The sequence below is a fragment of the Agrobacterium sp. 5Ca39 genome (assembly GCF_055382365.1).
In genome coordinates this window covers 1192949-1211161 of the sequence record NZ_AP026436.1, presented here as the reverse complement: position 1 = coordinate 1211161, position 18213 = coordinate 1192949, and the positions used below count along the sequence as shown (strand labels likewise).

15 protein-coding genes are annotated in these 18213 nt (G+C 60.0%); 11 read left to right on the top strand and 4 right to left on the bottom strand.

The features are described 5' to 3' along the window. The first annotated feature begins 27 nt into the window (after positions 1-27). Positions 28-636: an ATP-dependent Clp protease proteolytic subunit gene (locus tag ACZ47E_RS05935; RefSeq protein ID WP_004442004.1), complete on the top strand. Its 609-nt coding sequence runs from the start codon at positions 28-30 to the stop codon at positions 634-636. 87 nt (positions 637-723) lie between these two features. On the opposite strand, the gene parE is transcribed toward ACZ47E_RS05935, so the two are convergent. Further along, positions 724-2853, bottom strand: coding sequence for a DNA topoisomerase IV subunit B (gene parE, locus ACZ47E_RS05930; RefSeq protein ID WP_072494407.1), 2130 nt, complete (start codon positions 2851-2853; stop codon positions 724-726). A gap of 225 nt (positions 2854-3078) precedes the next feature. Here parE and ACZ47E_RS05925 point away from each other — a divergent pair, with 225 nt between their 5' ends. From ACZ47E_RS05925 to ACZ47E_RS05910, 4 genes are all read left to right on the top strand, one after another. Further along, the gene (locus tag ACZ47E_RS05925) at positions 3079-3957 is read left to right on the top strand and encodes a dienelactone hydrolase family protein (RefSeq protein WP_278066784.1); all 879 of its coding nucleotides are present in this window, start codon (positions 3079-3081) and stop codon (positions 3955-3957) included. Positions 3958-4173: 216 nt separating this feature from the next. Further along, a complete protein-coding gene (gene tpiA, locus ACZ47E_RS05920; RefSeq protein ID WP_035210909.1) occupies positions 4174-4944 on the top strand; it encodes a triose-phosphate isomerase in 771 nt (256 codons plus the stop codon). A 115-nt stretch (positions 4945-5059) separates the two neighbouring features. Further along, positions 5060-5518 carry a preprotein translocase subunit SecG gene (gene secG, locus ACZ47E_RS05915; RefSeq protein WP_004442000.1) on the top strand — a complete coding sequence of 153 codons (459 nt, stop codon included), beginning with the start codon at positions 5060-5062 and terminating at the stop codon, positions 5516-5518. A gap of 159 nt (positions 5519-5677) precedes the next feature. Further along, positions 5678-7306: a CTP synthase gene (locus tag ACZ47E_RS05910; RefSeq protein ID WP_006697393.1), complete on the top strand. Its 1629-nt coding sequence runs from the start codon at positions 5678-5680 to the stop codon at positions 7304-7306. 259 nt (positions 7307-7565) lie between these two features. Here the strand turns inward: ACZ47E_RS05910 and fumC are convergent, their stop codons facing one another. Then, positions 7566-8957: a class II fumarate hydratase gene (fumC, locus tag ACZ47E_RS05905; protein WP_112554654.1), complete on the bottom strand. Its 1392-nt coding sequence runs from the start codon at positions 8955-8957 to the stop codon at positions 7566-7568. Between fumC and ACZ47E_RS05900 the strand changes: the two genes are divergently transcribed. Beyond that, entirely contained in the window at positions 8947-9288 is a 342-nt protein-coding gene (locus ACZ47E_RS05900; RefSeq protein ID WP_278066783.1) for a hypothetical protein, read from the top strand. The two genes, fumC and ACZ47E_RS05900, sit on opposite strands and share 11 nt — an antisense overlap. Before the next feature lie 125 nt (positions 9289-9413). Beyond that, positions 9414-11318 carry a L,D-transpeptidase family protein gene (locus ACZ47E_RS05895; RefSeq protein ID WP_464016913.1) on the top strand — a complete coding sequence of 635 codons (1905 nt, stop codon included), beginning with the start codon at positions 9414-9416 and terminating at the stop codon, positions 11316-11318. Positions 11319-11624: 306 nt separating this feature from the next. Here the strand turns inward: ACZ47E_RS05895 and ACZ47E_RS05890 are convergent, their stop codons facing one another. Beyond that, entirely contained in the window at positions 11625-12326 is a 702-nt protein-coding gene (locus ACZ47E_RS05890; RefSeq protein ID WP_278066782.1) for an HAD family hydrolase, read from the bottom strand. A gap of 188 nt (positions 12327-12514) precedes the next feature. Here ACZ47E_RS05890 and rpiA point away from each other — a divergent pair, with 188 nt between their 5' ends. From rpiA to gor, 3 genes are all read left to right on the top strand, one after another. Beyond that, on the top strand, positions 12515-13210 hold the full coding sequence (gene rpiA, locus ACZ47E_RS05885; RefSeq protein ID WP_006697397.1) for a ribose-5-phosphate isomerase RpiA: 696 nt from the start codon (positions 12515-12517) through the stop codon (positions 13208-13210). A gap of 16 nt (positions 13211-13226) precedes the next feature. Then, positions 13227-13793: a DUF2059 domain-containing protein gene (locus tag ACZ47E_RS05880; RefSeq protein WP_004441989.1), complete on the top strand. Its 567-nt coding sequence runs from the start codon at positions 13227-13229 to the stop codon at positions 13791-13793. Positions 13794-13934: 141 nt separating this feature from the next. Continuing rightward, positions 13935-15323, top strand: a complete 1389-nt coding sequence (gene gor, locus ACZ47E_RS05875; RefSeq protein WP_037093218.1) for a glutathione-disulfide reductase — start codon at positions 13935-13937, stop codon at positions 15321-15323. Here gor and ACZ47E_RS05870 read toward each other — a convergent pair. Then, the gene (locus tag ACZ47E_RS05870) at positions 15320-16225 is read right to left on the bottom strand and encodes a LysR family transcriptional regulator (RefSeq protein WP_278066780.1); all 906 of its coding nucleotides are present in this window, start codon (positions 16223-16225) and stop codon (positions 15320-15322) included. The genes gor and ACZ47E_RS05870 overlap by 4 nt on opposite strands. Positions 16226-16753: 528 nt before the next feature. Between ACZ47E_RS05870 and ACZ47E_RS05865 the strand changes: the two genes are divergently transcribed. Continuing rightward, entirely contained in the window at positions 16754-18130 is a 1377-nt protein-coding gene (locus ACZ47E_RS05865) for a class II 3-deoxy-7-phosphoheptulonate synthase (RefSeq protein ID WP_022556211.1), read from the top strand. The last annotated feature ends 83 nt before the right edge of the window (positions 18131-18213 follow it).

The window sequence follows — 18213 nt, the reverse complement described above, 5'->3', positions numbered from 1 at the left end:
GACATTTTCAAACACAGGAGTTCGCCGATGCGCGAAGTGATGCAACTCGTCCCTATGGTCGTCGAACAATCATCAAGGGGAGAAAGATCTTTCGACATTTATTCGCGCCTGCTGCGGGAAAGGATCATCTTTCTCAATGGCGAGGTCAACGATGCAGTTTCAGCGCTCGTCTGCGCGCAATTGCTGTTTCTCGAAGCGGAGAACCCGAAGAAGCCGATCCATCTTTATATCAATTCTCCGGGTGGCGTCGTGACGAGCGGTCTGGCGATGTATGATACGATGCATTACATCCGCGCCCCGGTTCACACACTCTGTATGGGCACGGCCCGTTCCATGGGATCGTTCCTGCTAATGGCAGGCGAACCGGGCGAGCGCACAGCACTTCCCAATGCCAGCATCCACATTCATCAACCGCTGGGCGGTTTCCAGGGACAGGCATCGGACATGCTGATCCACGCCGAGGAGATGCAGCAGACCAAGCACCGCATGACGCGGCTTTACGCCGAACATTGCAAACAGAGTTATGAGAAATTCGAAGCGGCCATGGATAGGGATTTTTTCATGACGGCGGAGCAAGCGTTGGAATGGGGTCTGATCGACCGCGTTCTGGGCGTTCGTGAGGATATCGCGGCGTAGTGCCGGGTACTATCCGCAAGATGTTGTTTCCATATCAACACAAAAGGCAGCGCCAATGCGCTGCCTTTCAAAGGTCCATCCGGATGATTAAATATCCAGATTATCTGCAAAAGCCGCCCGCTCCTGAATGAAGCGGAAACGGGCATCGGCCTTGGTGCCCATCAGATTGTCGACAGCCTCGCGCGTGCCCTCGAAGTCCACGTCATCGATCTCGACGCGCAGCAGGGTGCGCTTTTCGGGGTCCATGGTGGTTTCCTTGAGCTGGGCGGCCATCATTTCGCCGAGGCCTTTAAAGCGGCCCACTTCGACCTTTTTGCCCTTGAAGACGGTTTCCATCAGCTCGGCGCGGTGGGCGTCGTCGCGGGCATAGGCGGATTTCGCGCCCTGACGGATGACGTAGAGCGGCGGCACTGCCAGATAGAGGTGGTTGCCGCGAATGAGTTCCGGCATTTCCTGATAGAAGAAGGTGATGAGCAACGAGGCGATATGGGCGCCGTCGACGTCGGCATCGGTCATGATGATGATGCGCTCATAACGCAAATCTTCTTCGCGGTACTTGGTACGGGTGCCGCAGCCGAGCGCCTGGATGAGATCGGCGATCTGCTGGTTGGCGGAAAGCTTTTCGCGGCTGGCACTGCCGACGTTGAGGATTTTACCACGCAGCGGCAGAATGGCCTGATTGGCGCGGTTGCGCGCCTGTTTGGCCGAGCCGCCAGCCGAGTCACCCTCGACAATGAAAAGTTCGGCGCCTTCGGCCGTGTTCTGGGAGCAATCCGCGAGCTTGCCGGGCAGGCGCAGCTTGCGCACGGCGGTCTTGCGGTTGACTTCCTTTTCCTTGCGGCGGCGCATACGCTCTTCCGAGCGCTCGATGACCCAGTCGAGCAGCTTTGCCGCCTCGGCCGGATTGCCGGTCAGATAATGGTCAAATGGATCGCGCAGCGCGTTTTCGACGATGCGCTGGGCTTCGACGGTGGCGAGCTTGTCCTTGGTCTGGCCGACGAATTCCGGCTCGCGGATGAAGACGGAGAGCATGCCGGCCGCCGAAATCATCACGTCATCGGTGGTGATGTCCTTGGCGCGCTTGTTCTGCGTCAAGTCGGCATAGTTCTTCAGGCCCTTGGTGAGCGCGATGCGCAGGCCCGCTTCGTGCGTGCCGCCTTCGGGGGTTGGGATGGTGTTGCAATAGGAATGTATCTGCGTGTCGCCGCCATACCAGGTGACTGCCCATTCCAGCGCGCCGTGGCCGCCGGTCTTTTCGGTGCGGCCAGAAAAAATCTCGCGCGTGACGGTGAATTCCTTGCCGAGCGTGGCGGCCAGATAATCCTTCAGGCCGCCCGGGAAATGGAACACCGCCTTTTCGGGGATTTCTCCATCGGCCGGCACCATGCCGGGATCGCAGCTCCAGCGGATTTCGACGCCGCCGAAGAGATAGGCTTTGGAGCGGGCCATGCGGAAGATGCGAGCCGGTTCGAATTTCGCGTGATCGCCGAAGATTTGCGGATCGGGATGGAAACGCACGCGGGTACCGCGGCGATTATGCACGTCGCCAAGCTCCTCCAGCGGACCGATCGGCAGGCCACGCGAAAAACGCTGGCGGTAAAGCTTGCGGTTTCGCGCCACTTCCACTTCGAGAAGATCGGAGAGCGCATTCACCACGGAGACGCCGACGCCGTGCAGGCCGCCAGAGGTCTCGTAGGCCTTACCGTCGAACTTGCCGCCGGCATGCAGCTTGGTCATGATGACTTCGAGCGTCGATTTGCCCGGAACCTGCGGGTGGTTCTCCACGGGAATGCCGCGGCCGTTATCGGTGACCGTCAGGAAGCCTTCGGCATCGAGATGAACCTCGATGAAATTGGCGTGACCGGCGACGGCCTCGTCCATGGAGTTGTCGATGACTTCGGCGAAGAGGTGGTGCAGCGCCTTCTCGTCCGTGCCGCCAATATACATGCCCGGGCGCATGCGCACCGGCTCAAGGCCCTCAAGCACGCGTATCGATGATGCGCCGTAGTCGTCACCTGTAGGAGACGCGGGCGGCGGAGGGGCAGACGACGCGACGGGGGCAGCGGCTGCAACGGCTGCGGGTTTCTGCTGCACGTTCACATTGGCAGCAGCGGTCGCCGGGGCCTTCGCGGGCTTCGCCGCGTCCTCGTTCGTGTCCGTGTCGCTGTTTCGTGCCGCCGGAAGACCGGAGAAGAGATCGTTGCTGTCGTCCATCATGTCCAAAGTTCAAAAGCGTGTGTCAGAATTTCGCCATGCGAATCATTTTGCCATCAGCGTCAATATACCGCCAAATGTGGTTCCCGTCCGATTGAACCGGGGTCCGCCTGGGCGAGCGCGGCGCATCCTATGCCACGATTGTGTCAGGGTTTCGCAACAGGAGGATTGCGCTGCCGGCCTTGCGATGGCAAGTCTCGCAGCCACGAATGAACGGTTAGCCAAGGCATGTCCACAGCTCATTTCACGTTTTGTACTCTTTTCAGCCTGACTGTGGCGGCAATGCCGGTTACGGCCTTTGCGTCTGACGGGCCGGTGCGGCCTTTCAAGGACGAGTTGTTTTCCGCGCAGACGGTGCTTTCCACGGGCGATGGCGGCGCATCCGAAGTCATCGACTACAAGGAGATGCGCGACATCAACGGCCGCGACGAGGTGCCGGAGCGGCGGGTGAAGCGGCAATATGTGGATATGGCGCCGAAGAAGGTGCAGGTGCTGGAGACCGTGACGTTAGCGGGCAGGGCTCTTGAGGTCGGTCGCGTCGGCCCGGCCAGCGGGCAGGCGTTCACCATCATCTTCATCCATGGGCGCGGCGGTGACCGGCGGCTTGGCATGAACGACTATACGTTCGGCGGTAATTTCAACCGTCTGAAGAATCTGACCGTCGCCAATGGCGGCACCTACTATGTGCCGAGCGTTCGTTCCTTCGATGAGAACGGTGTTGCCGACATTGCGGCGCTGATTGCGGATGCGGCCAGAAAATCCGGCGGCAAGCCTGTCATATTGACCTGCGCCTCAATGGGCAGTTTCATCTGCTATGGCATTAGCCGCGACAAGGCAGCCGTTGCCAATCTCAAGGGAATGGCGATCCTGGGTGGCGCGGTCGATCCTGACTTTCCCAAAAGCGCTTTCGCGAAGGCGAAGAAGCCGGTCTGGTTTACCCATGGCAGCGCCGACAAGGTTTATTCGGCCGATCAGCAGGCGACGATCTTCCGCACGTTGTTGAAGGCTGGGGAGCCCGCGCGGTTCACGCGTTACGAGACCGGAAGCCACGGCACGCCGGTGCGAATGACCGACTGGCGGGCGGTTCTGAACTGGATTTTGAGCTGATAAGGGATCGCGGCGGGCTCGGTCACGACAAATTTTGCCAGATTTGCCGCTGGTTTTAACCCTTGGGCCGCTTTTTTGTACCAATTGCTGCCCGCTGCGGTTAAAGGAATATCCGGGAAATTGCGGCAGAGCTTCTGTCGTGATCAAGGGCCGTCAGCGGCTGAGGGATAGGGCGCCGCTAGGGCTGCGCCCCGAGACAAAGGGAATGGGATACGCATGACGCCGAATGTTCGACCGCTTGTTGCCGGAAACTGGAAGATGAACGGCACGCGTGCCTCGCTCGACCAGATCAAGGCCATGGCAGAGGGTGTCAAGGGCGCGCTGTCCGAGAAGGTGGATGCGCTGATCTGCCCGCCTTCGACCTTGCTTTACGTCGCGACTGCGCTCTGCGATGACAGCCCGCTGATGATCGGCGCTCAGGATTGCCACCAGAACGCCTCCGGCGCGCATACTGGCGATATTTCCGCCGAGATGATTGCCGACTGCTTCGGCACCCACGTCATCGTTGGTCATTCCGAGCGCCGCACCGACCATGCCGAGACCGACCATCTGGTTCGCGCCAAGGCATCTGCCGCCCATGCGGCCGATCTCATCGCCATCGTCTGCATTGGCGAAACGGCCGATGAGCGCAAGGCGGGCCAGACGCTCGATATTTTGAAACGCCAGCTTGCCGGCTCGCTGCCGGATGAGGCAACGGCGGAAAATACCGTTATCGCTTATGAACCCGTCTGGGCGATTGGCACCGGCCTTACGCCGACGGTGGACGATGTGCGCGAGGCTCATGCCTTCATGCGCGACGAGCTCGTCAAGCGCTTCGGCGATGCCGGAAAGACCATGCGCATCCTTTATGGTGGATCGGTAAAGCCGGCCAATGCGCTGGAACTGATGGGCGTTGAAAACGTCGATGGCGCGCTGATTGGTGGCGCGAGCTTGAAAGCGTCGGACTTCCTGTCCATCTATGCGGCATATGAGCGACTGACGGCCTGAATGAGGCTTTCCTGAAAGAGTATCGGGAAAGGGGCTTGGAATAAGCCTTCGCCTCATGTAAAGAGCCGCAAAACCTTCTTTATGGTGCTCCGCGCGGGGCATGGAATGGATTGTCATGCAGACCGTTTTGATTGTTATTCACCTCATGATCGTGCTGGCGCTTGTCGGCGTGGTCCTGATCCAGCGTTCCGAAGGCGGCGGCCTCGGTATCGGCGGCGGTTCGGGCTTCATGTCCGCGCGCGGAACGGCCAATGCCCTGACGCGCACCACCGCGATCCTTGCGGCGCTGTTCTTCGCAACGTCGCTCGGCCTTGGTCTTCTGACCCGTTACGAATCGCGTCCGACCGATATCCTGAACCGTATTCCGGCCACGCAGGGCCAGGGTAACGGCATTCTCGACACGCTCGGCCCGTCGACGACGCCTTCGACGCCGGCTCCGGCTGAAAATGGTGTTCCGACCAATAACGGCGCTGCTGCTCCCGCACAGACCACACCGGCTCCGGCTGCTTCCGGCACGGCCGCTCCGGCCCCGGCGCAGCCCGCCGATCCGAACGCAGTTCCGACCGGTCAATAAGCCCGGTTCTGATTTAACGCTCCGGCAGGCCAAAAGCCTGCCGGTTTTCTTTTGTTCGCATTCCGGCCAGTTGAATTGTGAATTCGTCAACAGCGAATTTGCAACAGCATGAAATTTGGGCTGGCGGAATCAGAGGTAAAAAGGTATCCGGTGAATCCCATGGCGCGATATGTATTCATCACAGGCGGCGTGGTCTCCTCTCTCGGTAAGGGCATCGCAGCTGCTGCACTCGGAGCTTTGCTGCAATCCCGTGGTTATCGGGTGCGGCTTCGCAAACTCGACCCCTATCTGAACGTCGATCCCGGCACCATGAGCCCGACACAGCACGGCGAAGTGTTCGTGACTGACGACGGTGCCGAGACGGACCTCGACCTTGGCCACTATGAACGCTTTACCGGGCGTTCGGCCACCAAGACCGACAACATCACCACCGGTCGCATTTACAAGAACATCATCGACAAGGAACGGCGCGGCGATTATCTCGGCGCAACGGTTCAGGTCATTCCGCATGTCACCAACGAGATCAAGGATTTCGTGATCGAAGGCAATGACGATTACGACTTCGTCATCTGCGAGATCGGCGGCACGGTGGGTGACATCGAGGCGATGCCGTTCATGGAAGCGATCCGTCAGCTCGGCAACGACCTGCCGCGCGGCACGGCGATCTATCTTCACCTGACGCTGATGCCCTATATTCCGGCGGCAGGCGAATTGAAGACCAAGCCGACCCAGCATTCCGTGAAGGAGTTGCAGGCTCTCGGCATTCACCCCGACATCCTTTTGGTGCGCGCCGACCGGGAAATCCCGGAAGCGGAACGCCGCAAGCTTTCGCTGTTCTGCAACGTGCGTCCCTCCGCCGTCATCCAGGCGCTGGATGTGGCGAATATCTACGACGTTCCGATCGCCTACCACAAGGAAGGCCTCGATTCGGAAGTGCTGGCCGCGTTCGGCATCGAGCCGGCGCCTAAGCCGCGTCTGGAGCAGTGGGAAGAGGTCTGCAACCGTATCCGCACGCCGGAAGGCGAAGTGACGATTGCGATCGTCGGCAAATATACCGGCCTCAAGGACGCGTATAAGTCGCTGATCGAGGCGCTGCATCACGGCGGCTTCGCCAACCGCGTCAAGGTCAAGCTCGAGTGGATCGAGTCGGAAGTCTTCGAAAAGGAAGATCCGACGCCATACCTTGAAAAGGTCAACGGCATTCTGGTGCCGGGCGGCTTTGGCGAGCGCGGTTCGGAAGGCAAGATCATGGCGGCGCAGTTTGCGCGTGAGCGCAACGTGCCCTATTTCGGCATCTGCTTCGGCATGCAGATGGCGGTCGTGGAAGCGGCCCGTCATCTGGCCGGCATCGAAAATGCCTCTTCGACCGAATTCGGTCCGACGTCCGAGCCGGTTGTCGGCCTCATGACCGAATGGGTGAAGGGCAATGAGCTGGAGAAGCGCTCCTCCAAGGGTGATCTCGGCGGCACGATGCGCCTCGGCGCCTATAAGGCGGCGCTGAAGAAGGATACCAAGATCGCCGAGATTTACGGCTCCACGGATATTTCCGAGCGCCACCGTCACCGCTACGAGGTGAACGTGGACTACAAGGACCGGCTGGAAGAATGCGGCCTCGTCTTCTCCGGCATGTCTCCGGATGGTGTGCTGCCGGAAACGGTGGAATATCCTGATCATCCGTGGTTCATCGGCGTTCAGTACCATCCGGAATTGAAGAGCCGCCCGCTCGACCCGCATCCGCTTTTCGCCAGCTTCATCGAAGCGGCGGTGGAACAGAGCCGGCTGGTTTGACGGTTTGAAGGATTGTGAAGAGGGCCGCGAAAGCGGCCCTTTTTTGTTTGCGGGAAGTCTAGACATCTCCTCCGTCACCCCGGACTTGATCCGGGGTCAGACGTGCCGTGGCTGGATGCCGGATCTAGTCCGGCATGACGGAGAACTCTTCCCCGACTGATCATCCTGAGATTCGTTCTGAATGGGCTTGTCTTTAGTTGAGCAAACAAAAAAACGGGCCCGAAGGCCCGTTTTGCATTCCACCAAAATTCAAACAGGCTTACTTCGGCCCGATCATGTTCTCCGGACGCACATACTGGTCGAATTCTTCGTTGGTGAGGTATCCGCCACCAACGGCTTCTTCGCGCAGGGTCGTGCCGTTCTTGTGGGCGGTCTTGGCGATCTTGGCGCAGATGTCGTAGCCGAGCTTGCCGTTCAGTGCCGTCACCAGCATGAGCGAGTTTTCGACGCCCTTCTTGATGTTGTCTTCGCGGGCCTCGATGCCGACGACGCAATTGTCGGTGAAGGAGACGGCCGCGTCGCCCAGAAGCTGGACGGACTGCAGGAAGTTATAGGCCATCATCGGATTATAGACGTTGAGCTCGAAGTGGCCCTGCGAACCGGCGAAGGAGAGCGCTGCATTGTTGCCGAAGATGTGGGCGCAAACCTGCGTCAGTGCTTCCGACTGGGTAGGGTTGACCTTGCCCGGCATGATGGACGAGCCGGGCTCGTTTTCCGGCAGCGAGAGTTCGCCGAGACCGGCGCGGGGGCCGGAGCCGAGGAAGCGGATGTCGTTGGCGATCTTGAAGAGTGCCGCTGCTGCCGCGTTGATCGCGCCATGCGAGAAGACCATGGAATCATGCGAGGCAAGCGCTTCGAACTTGTTCGGCGCGGTGACGAAGGAAAGGCCGGTGATTTTGGAGATTTCCTCGGCCACCTTTTCGGCAAAACCGATGGGGGCATTAAGGCCCGTGCCGACGGCCGTGCCGCCCTGGGCGAGCTTGGAAAGCGCGGGCAGGGTGGTTTCGATGTTGGCGATGGCGGAGGCGACCTGCGCGGCGTAACCGGAGAATTCCTGGCCGAGCGTCAGCGGCGTTGCATCCTGCGTGTGGGTGCGGCCGATCTTGATGATCTTTTCGAACTGCTTGACCTTGGCTTCCAGCGCCTTGTGCAGGTGCTTCAGGCTCGGCAGCAGGTGGTGAACGATCTGCTCGACGCAGGCGATGTGCATCGCCGTCGGATAGGTGTCGTTCGAAGACTGGCTCATGTTGACGTGGTCGTTGGGATGAACCGGCTTCTTGCTGCCCATTTCGCCGCCGAGCATCTCGATTGCGCGGTTGGAAATCACCTCATTGGCGTTCATGTTGGACTGGGTGCCGGAGCCGGTCTGCCAGACGACGAGCGGGAAATGTTCGGTCAGCTTGCCGTCGATGACTTCCTGTGCGGCGGCGATGATGGCTTCACCGATCTTCGGGTCGAGGCCGGCAAGCGCCATGTTGGCACGGGCGGCGGCCTGCTTGACGATGCCGAGCGCGCGAACGACAGAGGCGGGCTGCTTTTCCCAGCCGATCTTGAAGTTGCCGAGCGAGCGCTGCGCCTGCGCGCCCCAGTAGCGATCGGCCTGAACTTCAATAGGGCCAAATGTATCGGTTTCCGTCCGTGTGGCTGTCATCAATCTTGCCTTTTTACTCGTGTTCCTCCGCCAAAACGGCGCCTTCGCCCGCCTTGCGCGGCCGATATATAGAATCATCGCGGCGGCAAAGAAAGCCGCTGCAATGCGGCGCGGGAAGATATTTCCCGTCGTTCCGCGGCGATTTGCCTGCAGCGAATGCAGCAAGGCGAAAAACCCGGCCGCGTGGCATTTTTACTACGTCATGAGAAGGCAGGGAAACCGGGCTTGTACCGGGGCGGGCGCTCAAAGCAAAGTGAATGAAATAAATAGAAATTTAACCATTCTCGCCAATTCTGGAAATTACGTTTTTACGGCTTTGGCTGTATTATGAGGTTCATTTCGGCACGATTTTGAGCTTTGGGCGTTTTCTTTTCAACAGGCCGTTGATCGGCTAGACAGGCATGAAACTAATGCCCGCCGTTTTCCCCGGTGGTGCTGGGTGCTACGAGGATCAAATTGCAAGTCACATCTGGAAAATCATCGGCAGCACTGGTGCTGGCTCTCGGTCTTTCCGTTTCCACCGCTCTTCCCGGCAGCGCCGGTGCGGTGACCCTGATGGACCTCCTGCGCGGCGGGCCCGGCAAGATCGCGCGGGATCGCGGCGAGTTGCCGCCGGCCGGCATCGTCACCTCGCCATCCGGCTCCGGATCGGGTGCCGGTCAGAGTGCTGATGCTTCCGATCCCGAGCCTTTGCCCCGCGTTTCCGGCCCACGCTATTATGATTACAAGGCGGATACAGCCCGGGCGGTGAACACCGCGAATTTCGGCGAAGGCCTTGCCAATCTCAAGTTCAGCGCCACGCCCGAGATCGCCAAGGCGCTTGAGGCTTATTACGGCGCTGGCGGCAAGACGTTGTGGGTATCCGGTGGCGAACTGACCGAGCGCGCCAACGCCGCCATCGCTTTCCTGGAGACGGTTGGCGAAAGCGGTCTCGATCCCGCCGACTACAGCATTTCCGCACCGGCCAAGGATGTGACTGCGAGTATCAGCAGCAATGTTGCCGGCACCACATCGAACGGCACACCGGTCGAGACGGCTTCGGCGCCTGTTTCCGATGCCTATCAGCGGGCGCAGATGCAGTTCGAGCTGGCGCTGTCCGCCAAGGTTCTCGCCTATGTGCAGGATACGACCCGTGGCCGCGTCGATCCGAACCGGCTGTCCGGTTACCATGATTTCAAGCGCAAGACGGTGAACCTCGCTCCCGTGCTGAAGCTTGCTGGCCTTAGCTCCGATGTGGCCGCTTATCTGCGCAGCCGCGAGCCCTCCAGCGCCGAGTATCAGGCGCTGAAGGCAGAGCTTGCCCGCCTGCGTGGCGAGGGCGATGCCGCCCATGTCGTTCGTGTTCCCGCCGATCTGGTGCTGAAGCCCGGCAACAGCAGCGCTGACATGGCGAGTGTCGTCAAGGCTATCGAACATCGGGCTTCTCCCGCCTTCAAGGCGGAACATGCCGCAACGATCTCCGCTTACCAGCAGACGCCGGATTACACGCCCGATCTCGTCGATCTCGTGAAGGCGTTCCAGAGCGAAAATGGCCTGAAGGCGGATGGCGTCATCGGTCGTGCGACCGTGCGCGCCATGGTCGGCGAAAGCAACGACGCGAAGATCGCCAAGGTGCAGGTGGCCATGGAGCAGATCCGCTGGCTGCCGGCCGATCTCGGCCAGCGTTACGTCTTCATCAACCAGCCCGCCTTCATGGCCTATTACCACAATGATGGCGTCGAACAGTTCGGCATGAAGGTCGTGGTCGGCTCCAAGGCCAATCAGACTTATTTCTTCCAGGACGAGATTCAGACCGTCGAGTTCAATCCCTATTGGGGCGTACCGCAGTCGATCATCATCAACGAAATGCTGCCGAAGCTGCGCCGTGACCCATCATACCTCGATCGCCTGGGTTACGAAGTGCAGGTGAACGGGCGCGCCGTGTCGTCCTCCAGCGTCAACTGGTATGGCTCGACCAACGCCGTTTCCGTGCGCCAGCCGCCGAGCAGCGACAATGCGCTGGGCGACCTGAAAATCCTCTTCCCCAACGCACATGCCATCTACATGCATGACACGCCGGCCAAAAGCTTCTTCAACCGCGACATGCGGGCGCTGAGCCACGGCTGTATCCGCCTGGTCGACCCGCGCCGCATGGCGGCTGCCGTTCTCGGCACCAGCGTTGACAAGGTTGGCGAGCAGATCGCGTCAGGCAAGAACCGCGCCGTGCAGGTGCCGGAAAAGATTCCGGTTTATGTGGCCTATTTCACTGCCTGGCCGGATAAGGACGGCAAGGTCCAGTTCTTCGATGATGTCTATGATCGCGACAGCTACGTGCAGAAGGCCTTTGCGGTGACGACGAAGGCAAGGGCCAGCTCGATCTGATTGGGGCCTATTCAAAAGAAAAGCGCCGGAGACGGCGCTTTTCTTTGTTTTATGGATCGGTTCTGGAATAGTTCGGCTGCAGATCCTGTCAGGGATGTTGGGCGTAAACGGGCACACCGTACTCCGTCACCCCGGACCTGATCCGGGGTCCAGCGCGATCAAGTCCTTGATTGCAAAGGCTCCTTCACGGCGCAGACGCGCCGTGGCTGGATGCCGGATCAAGTCCGGCATGACGGACGGCAGGGAAGTCGTTTAGCTCTCATTGATGTCGAAAGTGCCGTTTCCTTGCGTTTGTCGCTCAGTCTCTCAAGCCGCGGCCGCACCCCTTGCAATCAGCTTCTCGAACAATGTCGGTGTCAGCGCATCAAAATTATCGATTACTACATCCGGCTTCAGCTCGGCCATCGGTACATCCGTGTAACCGAAAGTGACGCCGATGGAGGGCACGTTGGCGTTTTTCGCGGCGAGGATATCGTTGATGCTGTCGCCGACCATGACCGTGCGCCTGATATCGCCGCCAGCCCTTTCGATGGTCCCCAAGATATGGCGCGCGTCCGGCTTGCGGAATTCGAACGTGTCGCCACAGGTTATGGCCGCGAAATACGGCGTAAGGCCGAGTTTATCGAGCAGCGGTACAGCGAGGACTGCGGTCTTGTTGGTGCAGACGGCAAGCGTGATGCCGGATTGCGAAAGCGCATCCAGCGTTTTGACGATGCCGGGGTAGGGGCGGCTTTCGCCGGGCATTTCAGCGCGGTAATGGGTGATGAAGCGTTCGTAGAGCGGATCGATTTCGGCTTCCGGCAGTTCCGTTTCGCGCAGTGCAAAGGCGCGCTTGATCATGACCCGTGCGCCCTGGCCGACGAGATGCGTCAGGTCGTCATAGGTGACGGGCGCAAGCCCGGCTGCGGCAATGGTATGGTTGAGGCTCGAGACGAGATCAGCGGCGGTATCGACCAGAGTACCGTCGAGATCGAAAATGGCGAGCGGGGCGAGCGGGCGGGATGTCACGGAAACGGCCTCTTGTAGAATGCGGGGCTGAGCTATTCATGCTTTCATTCGCGCCAAGCCTAGGCAAAGCCTCCTGTCTTTGCAACCGCATCACAACGTTCTGTTCGTTGCCTTGAAAAAGGCTTTCGTTTGGCTTTCGACCCGTGTAAACAGCACGGCGACGACAAAGCTACCGGAGTTTCAGGCACATGGATGCCCGCCAGATGAAGATCAAGGCCGCCGAGGCCGCATTGTCCCATGTACAGGATGGGATGCGGCTCGGTATCGGCACGGGTTCGACGGCCGAGGAATTCGTCCGGCTTCTGGCCGAGAAGGTCGCCGCCGGCCTCAAGGTCGAGGGCGTGCCGACATCCGAGCGCACCGCGCGTCTGTGCGTCGAGCTTGGCGTGCCACTGAAATCTCTCGATGAATTGCCGGAACTGGATCTGACCATTGACGGTGCGGATGAGGTTGACCACGCGTTGCGGCTCGTTAAGGGCGGCGGCGGTGCACTGCTGCGCGAGAAGATCGTCGCGGCGGCATCCGCACGCGTGATCGTCATCGCCGACCAGAGCAAGGTTGTGGAGACGCTGGGCGCCTTTCCTCTGCCCATCGAGATCAATCCGTTTGGCCAGGTTGCGACCCGCATCGCCATCGAAAAGCTGGCATCGCGGTCCGGCCTGTCAGGTGAGTTGAAGCTTCGCTCTTCCGGTGACGGCGTCTTCATGACGGATGGCGGACACCTTATTCTCGACGCATCTTTTGGCCGTATTCCTGATGCAGAAGCGCTAGCACGCGAGCTGAACACGATTCCCGGTGTCGTCGAGCACGGACTTTTCATAAATTTGGCATCGCTTGCCATCATCGCTGGCCCTGAAGGCGCCCGTGTGATGCAGGCAGTATAACAGGAGCGAGATTTTCATGATCAAACTAGCGGGACTGGGCAAAGCTGCCGCTGCTTCGATCCTCATTTCCGGCATCGTGTTCGGTACTGCCGCACGCGCCCAGGAAATTTCCGAAGCGCATGTTGCTGCCGCGCGGCAGGCGATCGCCTCTCTTGGCGTTACCGACCGTTTCGACGACATTCTGCCGGGACTGGCCGAGCGTCTGAAGGCAGAACTTATTCAGGCTTCGCCGAATGTTCAGGATGCGATCACCGCGACGGTTGACGCCAAGGCGCTTGAGCTTGCACCGCGCCGCGCCGATCTCGAGCGTGAGGCCGCGCTGACCTATGCACGTGCTTTTTCGGTCGAGGAACTGAACGCCATCTCCACCTTCTACAGCAGCGAAGCTGGCAAGAAGCTGTTGAAGGACGGCCCGATTGCGACCCGCGAACTGATGAAGGCTGCCGATATCTGGGCCGCCGGTATCAACCGCGATCTCAACGCTGCCAGCATGACCGAACTGCAGAAGGTCGCAGGCGCTGATCTGAAGCCGCTTCCGGCGGATCACAATGCCACGGGTGGCGCTCCGGCTGCCAAGCCATAAGGCGCTTTCCCAGGTTCAGAAATATTCAAAGCCCGGCCGCAAGACCGGGCTTTTCATTTGTGCGCCGCAGCACCTATATGTGGCGTGAATGCACCGCTGCCCGTTTGCGGCTGATGGCGGTTTTGATCAGGGGTTTTGACTATGACAGCTTATGACTACGATCTCTTCGTCATCGGTGGCGGTTCCGGCGGCGTGCGCAGCGGCCGTGTGGCTGCCTCGCTCGGCAAGCGCGTGGCGATCGCCGAGGAATACCGCTATGGCGGCACCTGCGTCATCCGCGGCTGCGTGCCGAAGAAGCTGTTCGTCTACGCCTCGCAGTTCCCCGAGCATTTCGAGGATTCCGAAGGTTTCGGCTGGAGCGTCGGCGAGCGCAGCTTCGACTGGAAAAAGCTGATCGCGGCGAAGGACAAGGAAATCACCCGTCTCGAAGGGCTCTACCGTAAGGGTCTGGAAAACGCCAAGGCCGATATTTTCGACAGCCGGGCGGAACTCGTGGATGCCCATACCGTCAAGCTGACGAAAACCGGCGAAACCTTCACCGCCGAGCGCATCGTCATCGCTGTCGGCGGCACGCCGAACGAACACAAGGCGCTGCCCGGCCACGAGTTGACGATTTCGTCCAACGAGGCTTTCGATCTCGAGGAGCTGCCGAAATCGATCCTGATTGCCGGCGGCGGTTACATCGCGGTGGAATTCGCCAATATCTTCCACGGGCTCGGCGTTGAAACGACATTGATCTATCGCGGCAAGGAAATTCTGTCGCGCTTCGATCAGGATATGCGCAAGGGCCTGCATGAGGCGATGGAGGCCAAGGGCATCCGCATCATTCTGGAAGACATCATCGAGGAAGTCAGCAAGGATGGCGCCGGCGGTTTCGTGGCCCGCACCAAGCAGGGCGCTTCGCTGCATGTGGGCCTGGTGATGCTGGCGCTTGGCCGCGATCCGAATACCAAGGGGCTCGGTCTCGAGAATGCCGGTGTGGAGGTGGACGCCCGCGGCGCGATCGTCGTTGACGATTATTCGCGCACGAACGTGCCCAGCATCTTCGCACTTGGCGACGTCACCGACCGGGTACAACTGACGCCGGTGGCGATCCACGAGGCGATGTGCTTCATCGAGACGGAATACAAGAACAACCCGACCAAGCCGGATCACGAGCTGATTGCGACGGCGGTATTCTCGCAGCCGGAAATCGGCACTGTCGGCCTTTCGGAAGAGGAAGCCGGCAAGAAATATCCGGAACTGGAAGTCTATCGCGCCCAGTTCCGTCCGATGAAGGCGACGCTATCTGGCCGTCAGGAGAAAACGATCATGAAGCTGATCGTCAATGCCGCTGACCGCAAGGTCGTCGGCGTGCATATCCTCGGCCATGAGGCCGGCGAGATGGCGCAGCTTCTCGGCATCACGCTGAAAGCCGGCTGCACGAAGGATGACTTCGACCGCACCATGGCCGTTCACCCAACGGCGGCAGAGGAACTGGTGACAATGTATTCGCCGAGCTATCGCGTCGTAAACGGCGAGCGGGTCTAGCTCATCTTCCGCTCCGGCTTCCAGCTCGTCTCTGCCTGATAATGGCGGCTGCCATCGAATAACGCCTCGTTGCCCTTCAGGAGAGCGACGAGGCGATCTATGGCGAGCCGCATTTCCGGGGCGTGCCGGTCGTCGTCGTTGACGATGATCCAGAGCGGATGGGACAGTTCGTCGATGATCTCGCCGTCGCGGACGAGGCCGGGGACGTTATCACCAATAAAGCAGGGCAGGACGCCTTTTCCGGCCCCGCTCTGGATGAGGCTCGGCAAAAGGGCAGGGGCATTCGTCCAGGTGTGGATCAGCGGTTCCCGATGCCGGAACACCCATTTTTCGGCGTCGGATTTCGCGACCTCGGTGCCGATCGAAATCCATTGCTCAACATTCTTGCCTGAGCCGTCGCGCGCGCGATAGGCGCAATAGGCAACGTCGACCGATTTCCGGACGGCGAAATTCCCGGCGGCTGGCCTGACGTGCCTGATCGCGATCATGCCGCGCCTGTAGGTCAACTCGTCGTCATTCTCACATTGCTTGCAGCACAGGCGGAAAGCGTCCGACGGGCCGCGAATGGCCGCCGCATTGGTGGCTATGAATCCGGCAATCCAGATGTCACTCGACAGAGAAACGATCGGTAGCGAAAAAGCGTCGCTATGCCATTGAGTGATTTCCGCCGCGCTGTTGCGCATGGACCTTACCTTCTCGAACAGGACCTGGCCGTCCGGTGCGAGCCGGTATCCGTTCTGACTCCGAATAAAGAGCGTTCGCCCCATTTTGCGTTCAAGAAGCATCATCTTTCGGCCAATCGTCGGCGCACTGAGCCCGGCTTTACCCGCCGCGCCGGCGAGACCGCCCTCTGTGGCGACAATGTCGAAAAGCCTCAACTCGTCCCAGTCCACTTCTGTCACGGCATCCTCTCCACATCATGGCAGCATCTTAGCCGCATCAGGGCCTGTCTTCTCCGTTCAGATATGAAACGGGTCTTTCAGTCCTGCCTCTACGCTTGCTGCAGGGCGCAACCTAACTCGTCTCCAACAAAGGAGACAGACATGTTACCCGAAACCATGTTCCTTATGGAGAAGATTAGACACATGGAAATCCGCCACGGAAGAGGCGGGTGTGTTTCCGAATGGGAGAACTGGCCTTGCTCGCCACTGGACCGGCTTGTGGTGTTTCTCTTGCATCTGCCCCATTCCCTGCGCCGATATCTCTGCATCAAGCCCGGAAGTCGGTGACTTCGGAGGGATGGGCAACCATCCACGGAAACTATTTAAATCGTTTGAAATCATTTTTCTCCTTCATGGCGGATCAAAACGGTCCGAAAGAGGGCGGGCGGCGCGCGGATGTCTATGCAAAGCCTGTGCTTGGAGCTATAAGCCGCTCAAATTTCCGAGGCGGTCGCGCGGCGCTTGCGCGGTCGAAAGAAGGGTAAGAACATGGCACAGAATTGGACCCCCGGCAGCTGGCGGCAGAAACCGATCCAGCAGGTTCCCGAATATCCTGATGCGGCAGCGCTTGCGGCAACGGAAGCCACGCTTGCAACCTATCCGCCGCTGGTATTTGCCGGTGAGGCCCGCCGCCTGAAGAAGCAGCTTGCCAATGTGGCGGAAGGCAACGCCTTCCTGCTGCAGGGCGGCGATTGCGCCGAAAGCTTCCTCGAGCACGGCGCGGACAATATCCGTGACTTCTTCCGTGCCTTCCTGCAGATGGCCGTGGTGCTGACCTATGGCGCACAGCTGCCAGTCGTAAAGGTGGGACGCATTGCCGGCCAGTTCGCCAAGCCGCGCTCTTCCAACGTGGAAGTGCAGGATGGTGTTTCCCTGCCGTCCTACCGCGGTGACATCATCAACGGCATCGAATTCAACGAAGCCTCGCGCATTCCGAACCCGGAGCGTCAGCTCGACGCCTATCGCCAGTCGGCGGCGACGCTGAACCTGCTGCGCGCTTTCGCAATGGGCGGTTATGCCAACCTCGAAAACGTTCACCAGTGGATGCTCGGCTTCATCAAGGACAGCCCGCAGGCCGACCGTTACCGCAAGCTGGCCGACCGAATCTCCGAAACCATGGACTTCATGAAGGCCATCGGCATCAGCGCGGACAGCAATCCGAGCCTGCGCGAGACCGACTTCTTCACCAGCCATGAGGCATTGCTGCTTGGTTACGAAGAAGCCTTGACCCGTATCGATTCCACCTCTGGTGACTGGTACGCCACGTCGGGCCACATGATCTGGATCGGTGACCGCACGCGTCAGCTCGACCATGCGCATGTGGAATATTTCCGCGGCATCAAGAACCCGATCGGCCTGAAATGTGGTCCGTCGCTGACGCCCGACAATCTGATCGAGCTGATCGACGCGCTGAACCCGGCAAACGAGGCCGGCCGTCTGACGCTGATTTGCCGTTTCGGCCATGACAAGGTGGCGGACAGCCTGCCGAAGCTCATCCGTGCTGTCGAGAAGGAAGGCCGCAAGGTCGTCTGGTCCTGCGATCCGATGCATGGCAACACGATCACGCTCAACCACTACAAGACGCGCCCGTTCGAGCGTATCCTGTCGGAGGTCGAAAGCTTCTTCCAGATCCACCGCGCCGAAGGCACGCATCCGGGCGGCATCCATATCGAGATGACCGGCAAGGACGTGACGGAGTGCACGGGTGGCGCGCGCGCCGTGACGGCGGATTCGCTGTCCGACCGTTACCACACCCATTGCGACCCGCGCCTCAATGCCGATCAGGCACTGGAACTGGCGTTCCTGCTGTCAGAGCGCATGAAAAGCGGGCGCGACGAGAAGCGCCTGGCAATCGCCAGCGCTTGATGGAAGAGCTGAAAGTCTCTCTGCGCTTGCGCGAGGTCTGATCGTGCCGGACTGAAGATCTGGTCCGGCTTCGGCAGTGTGAG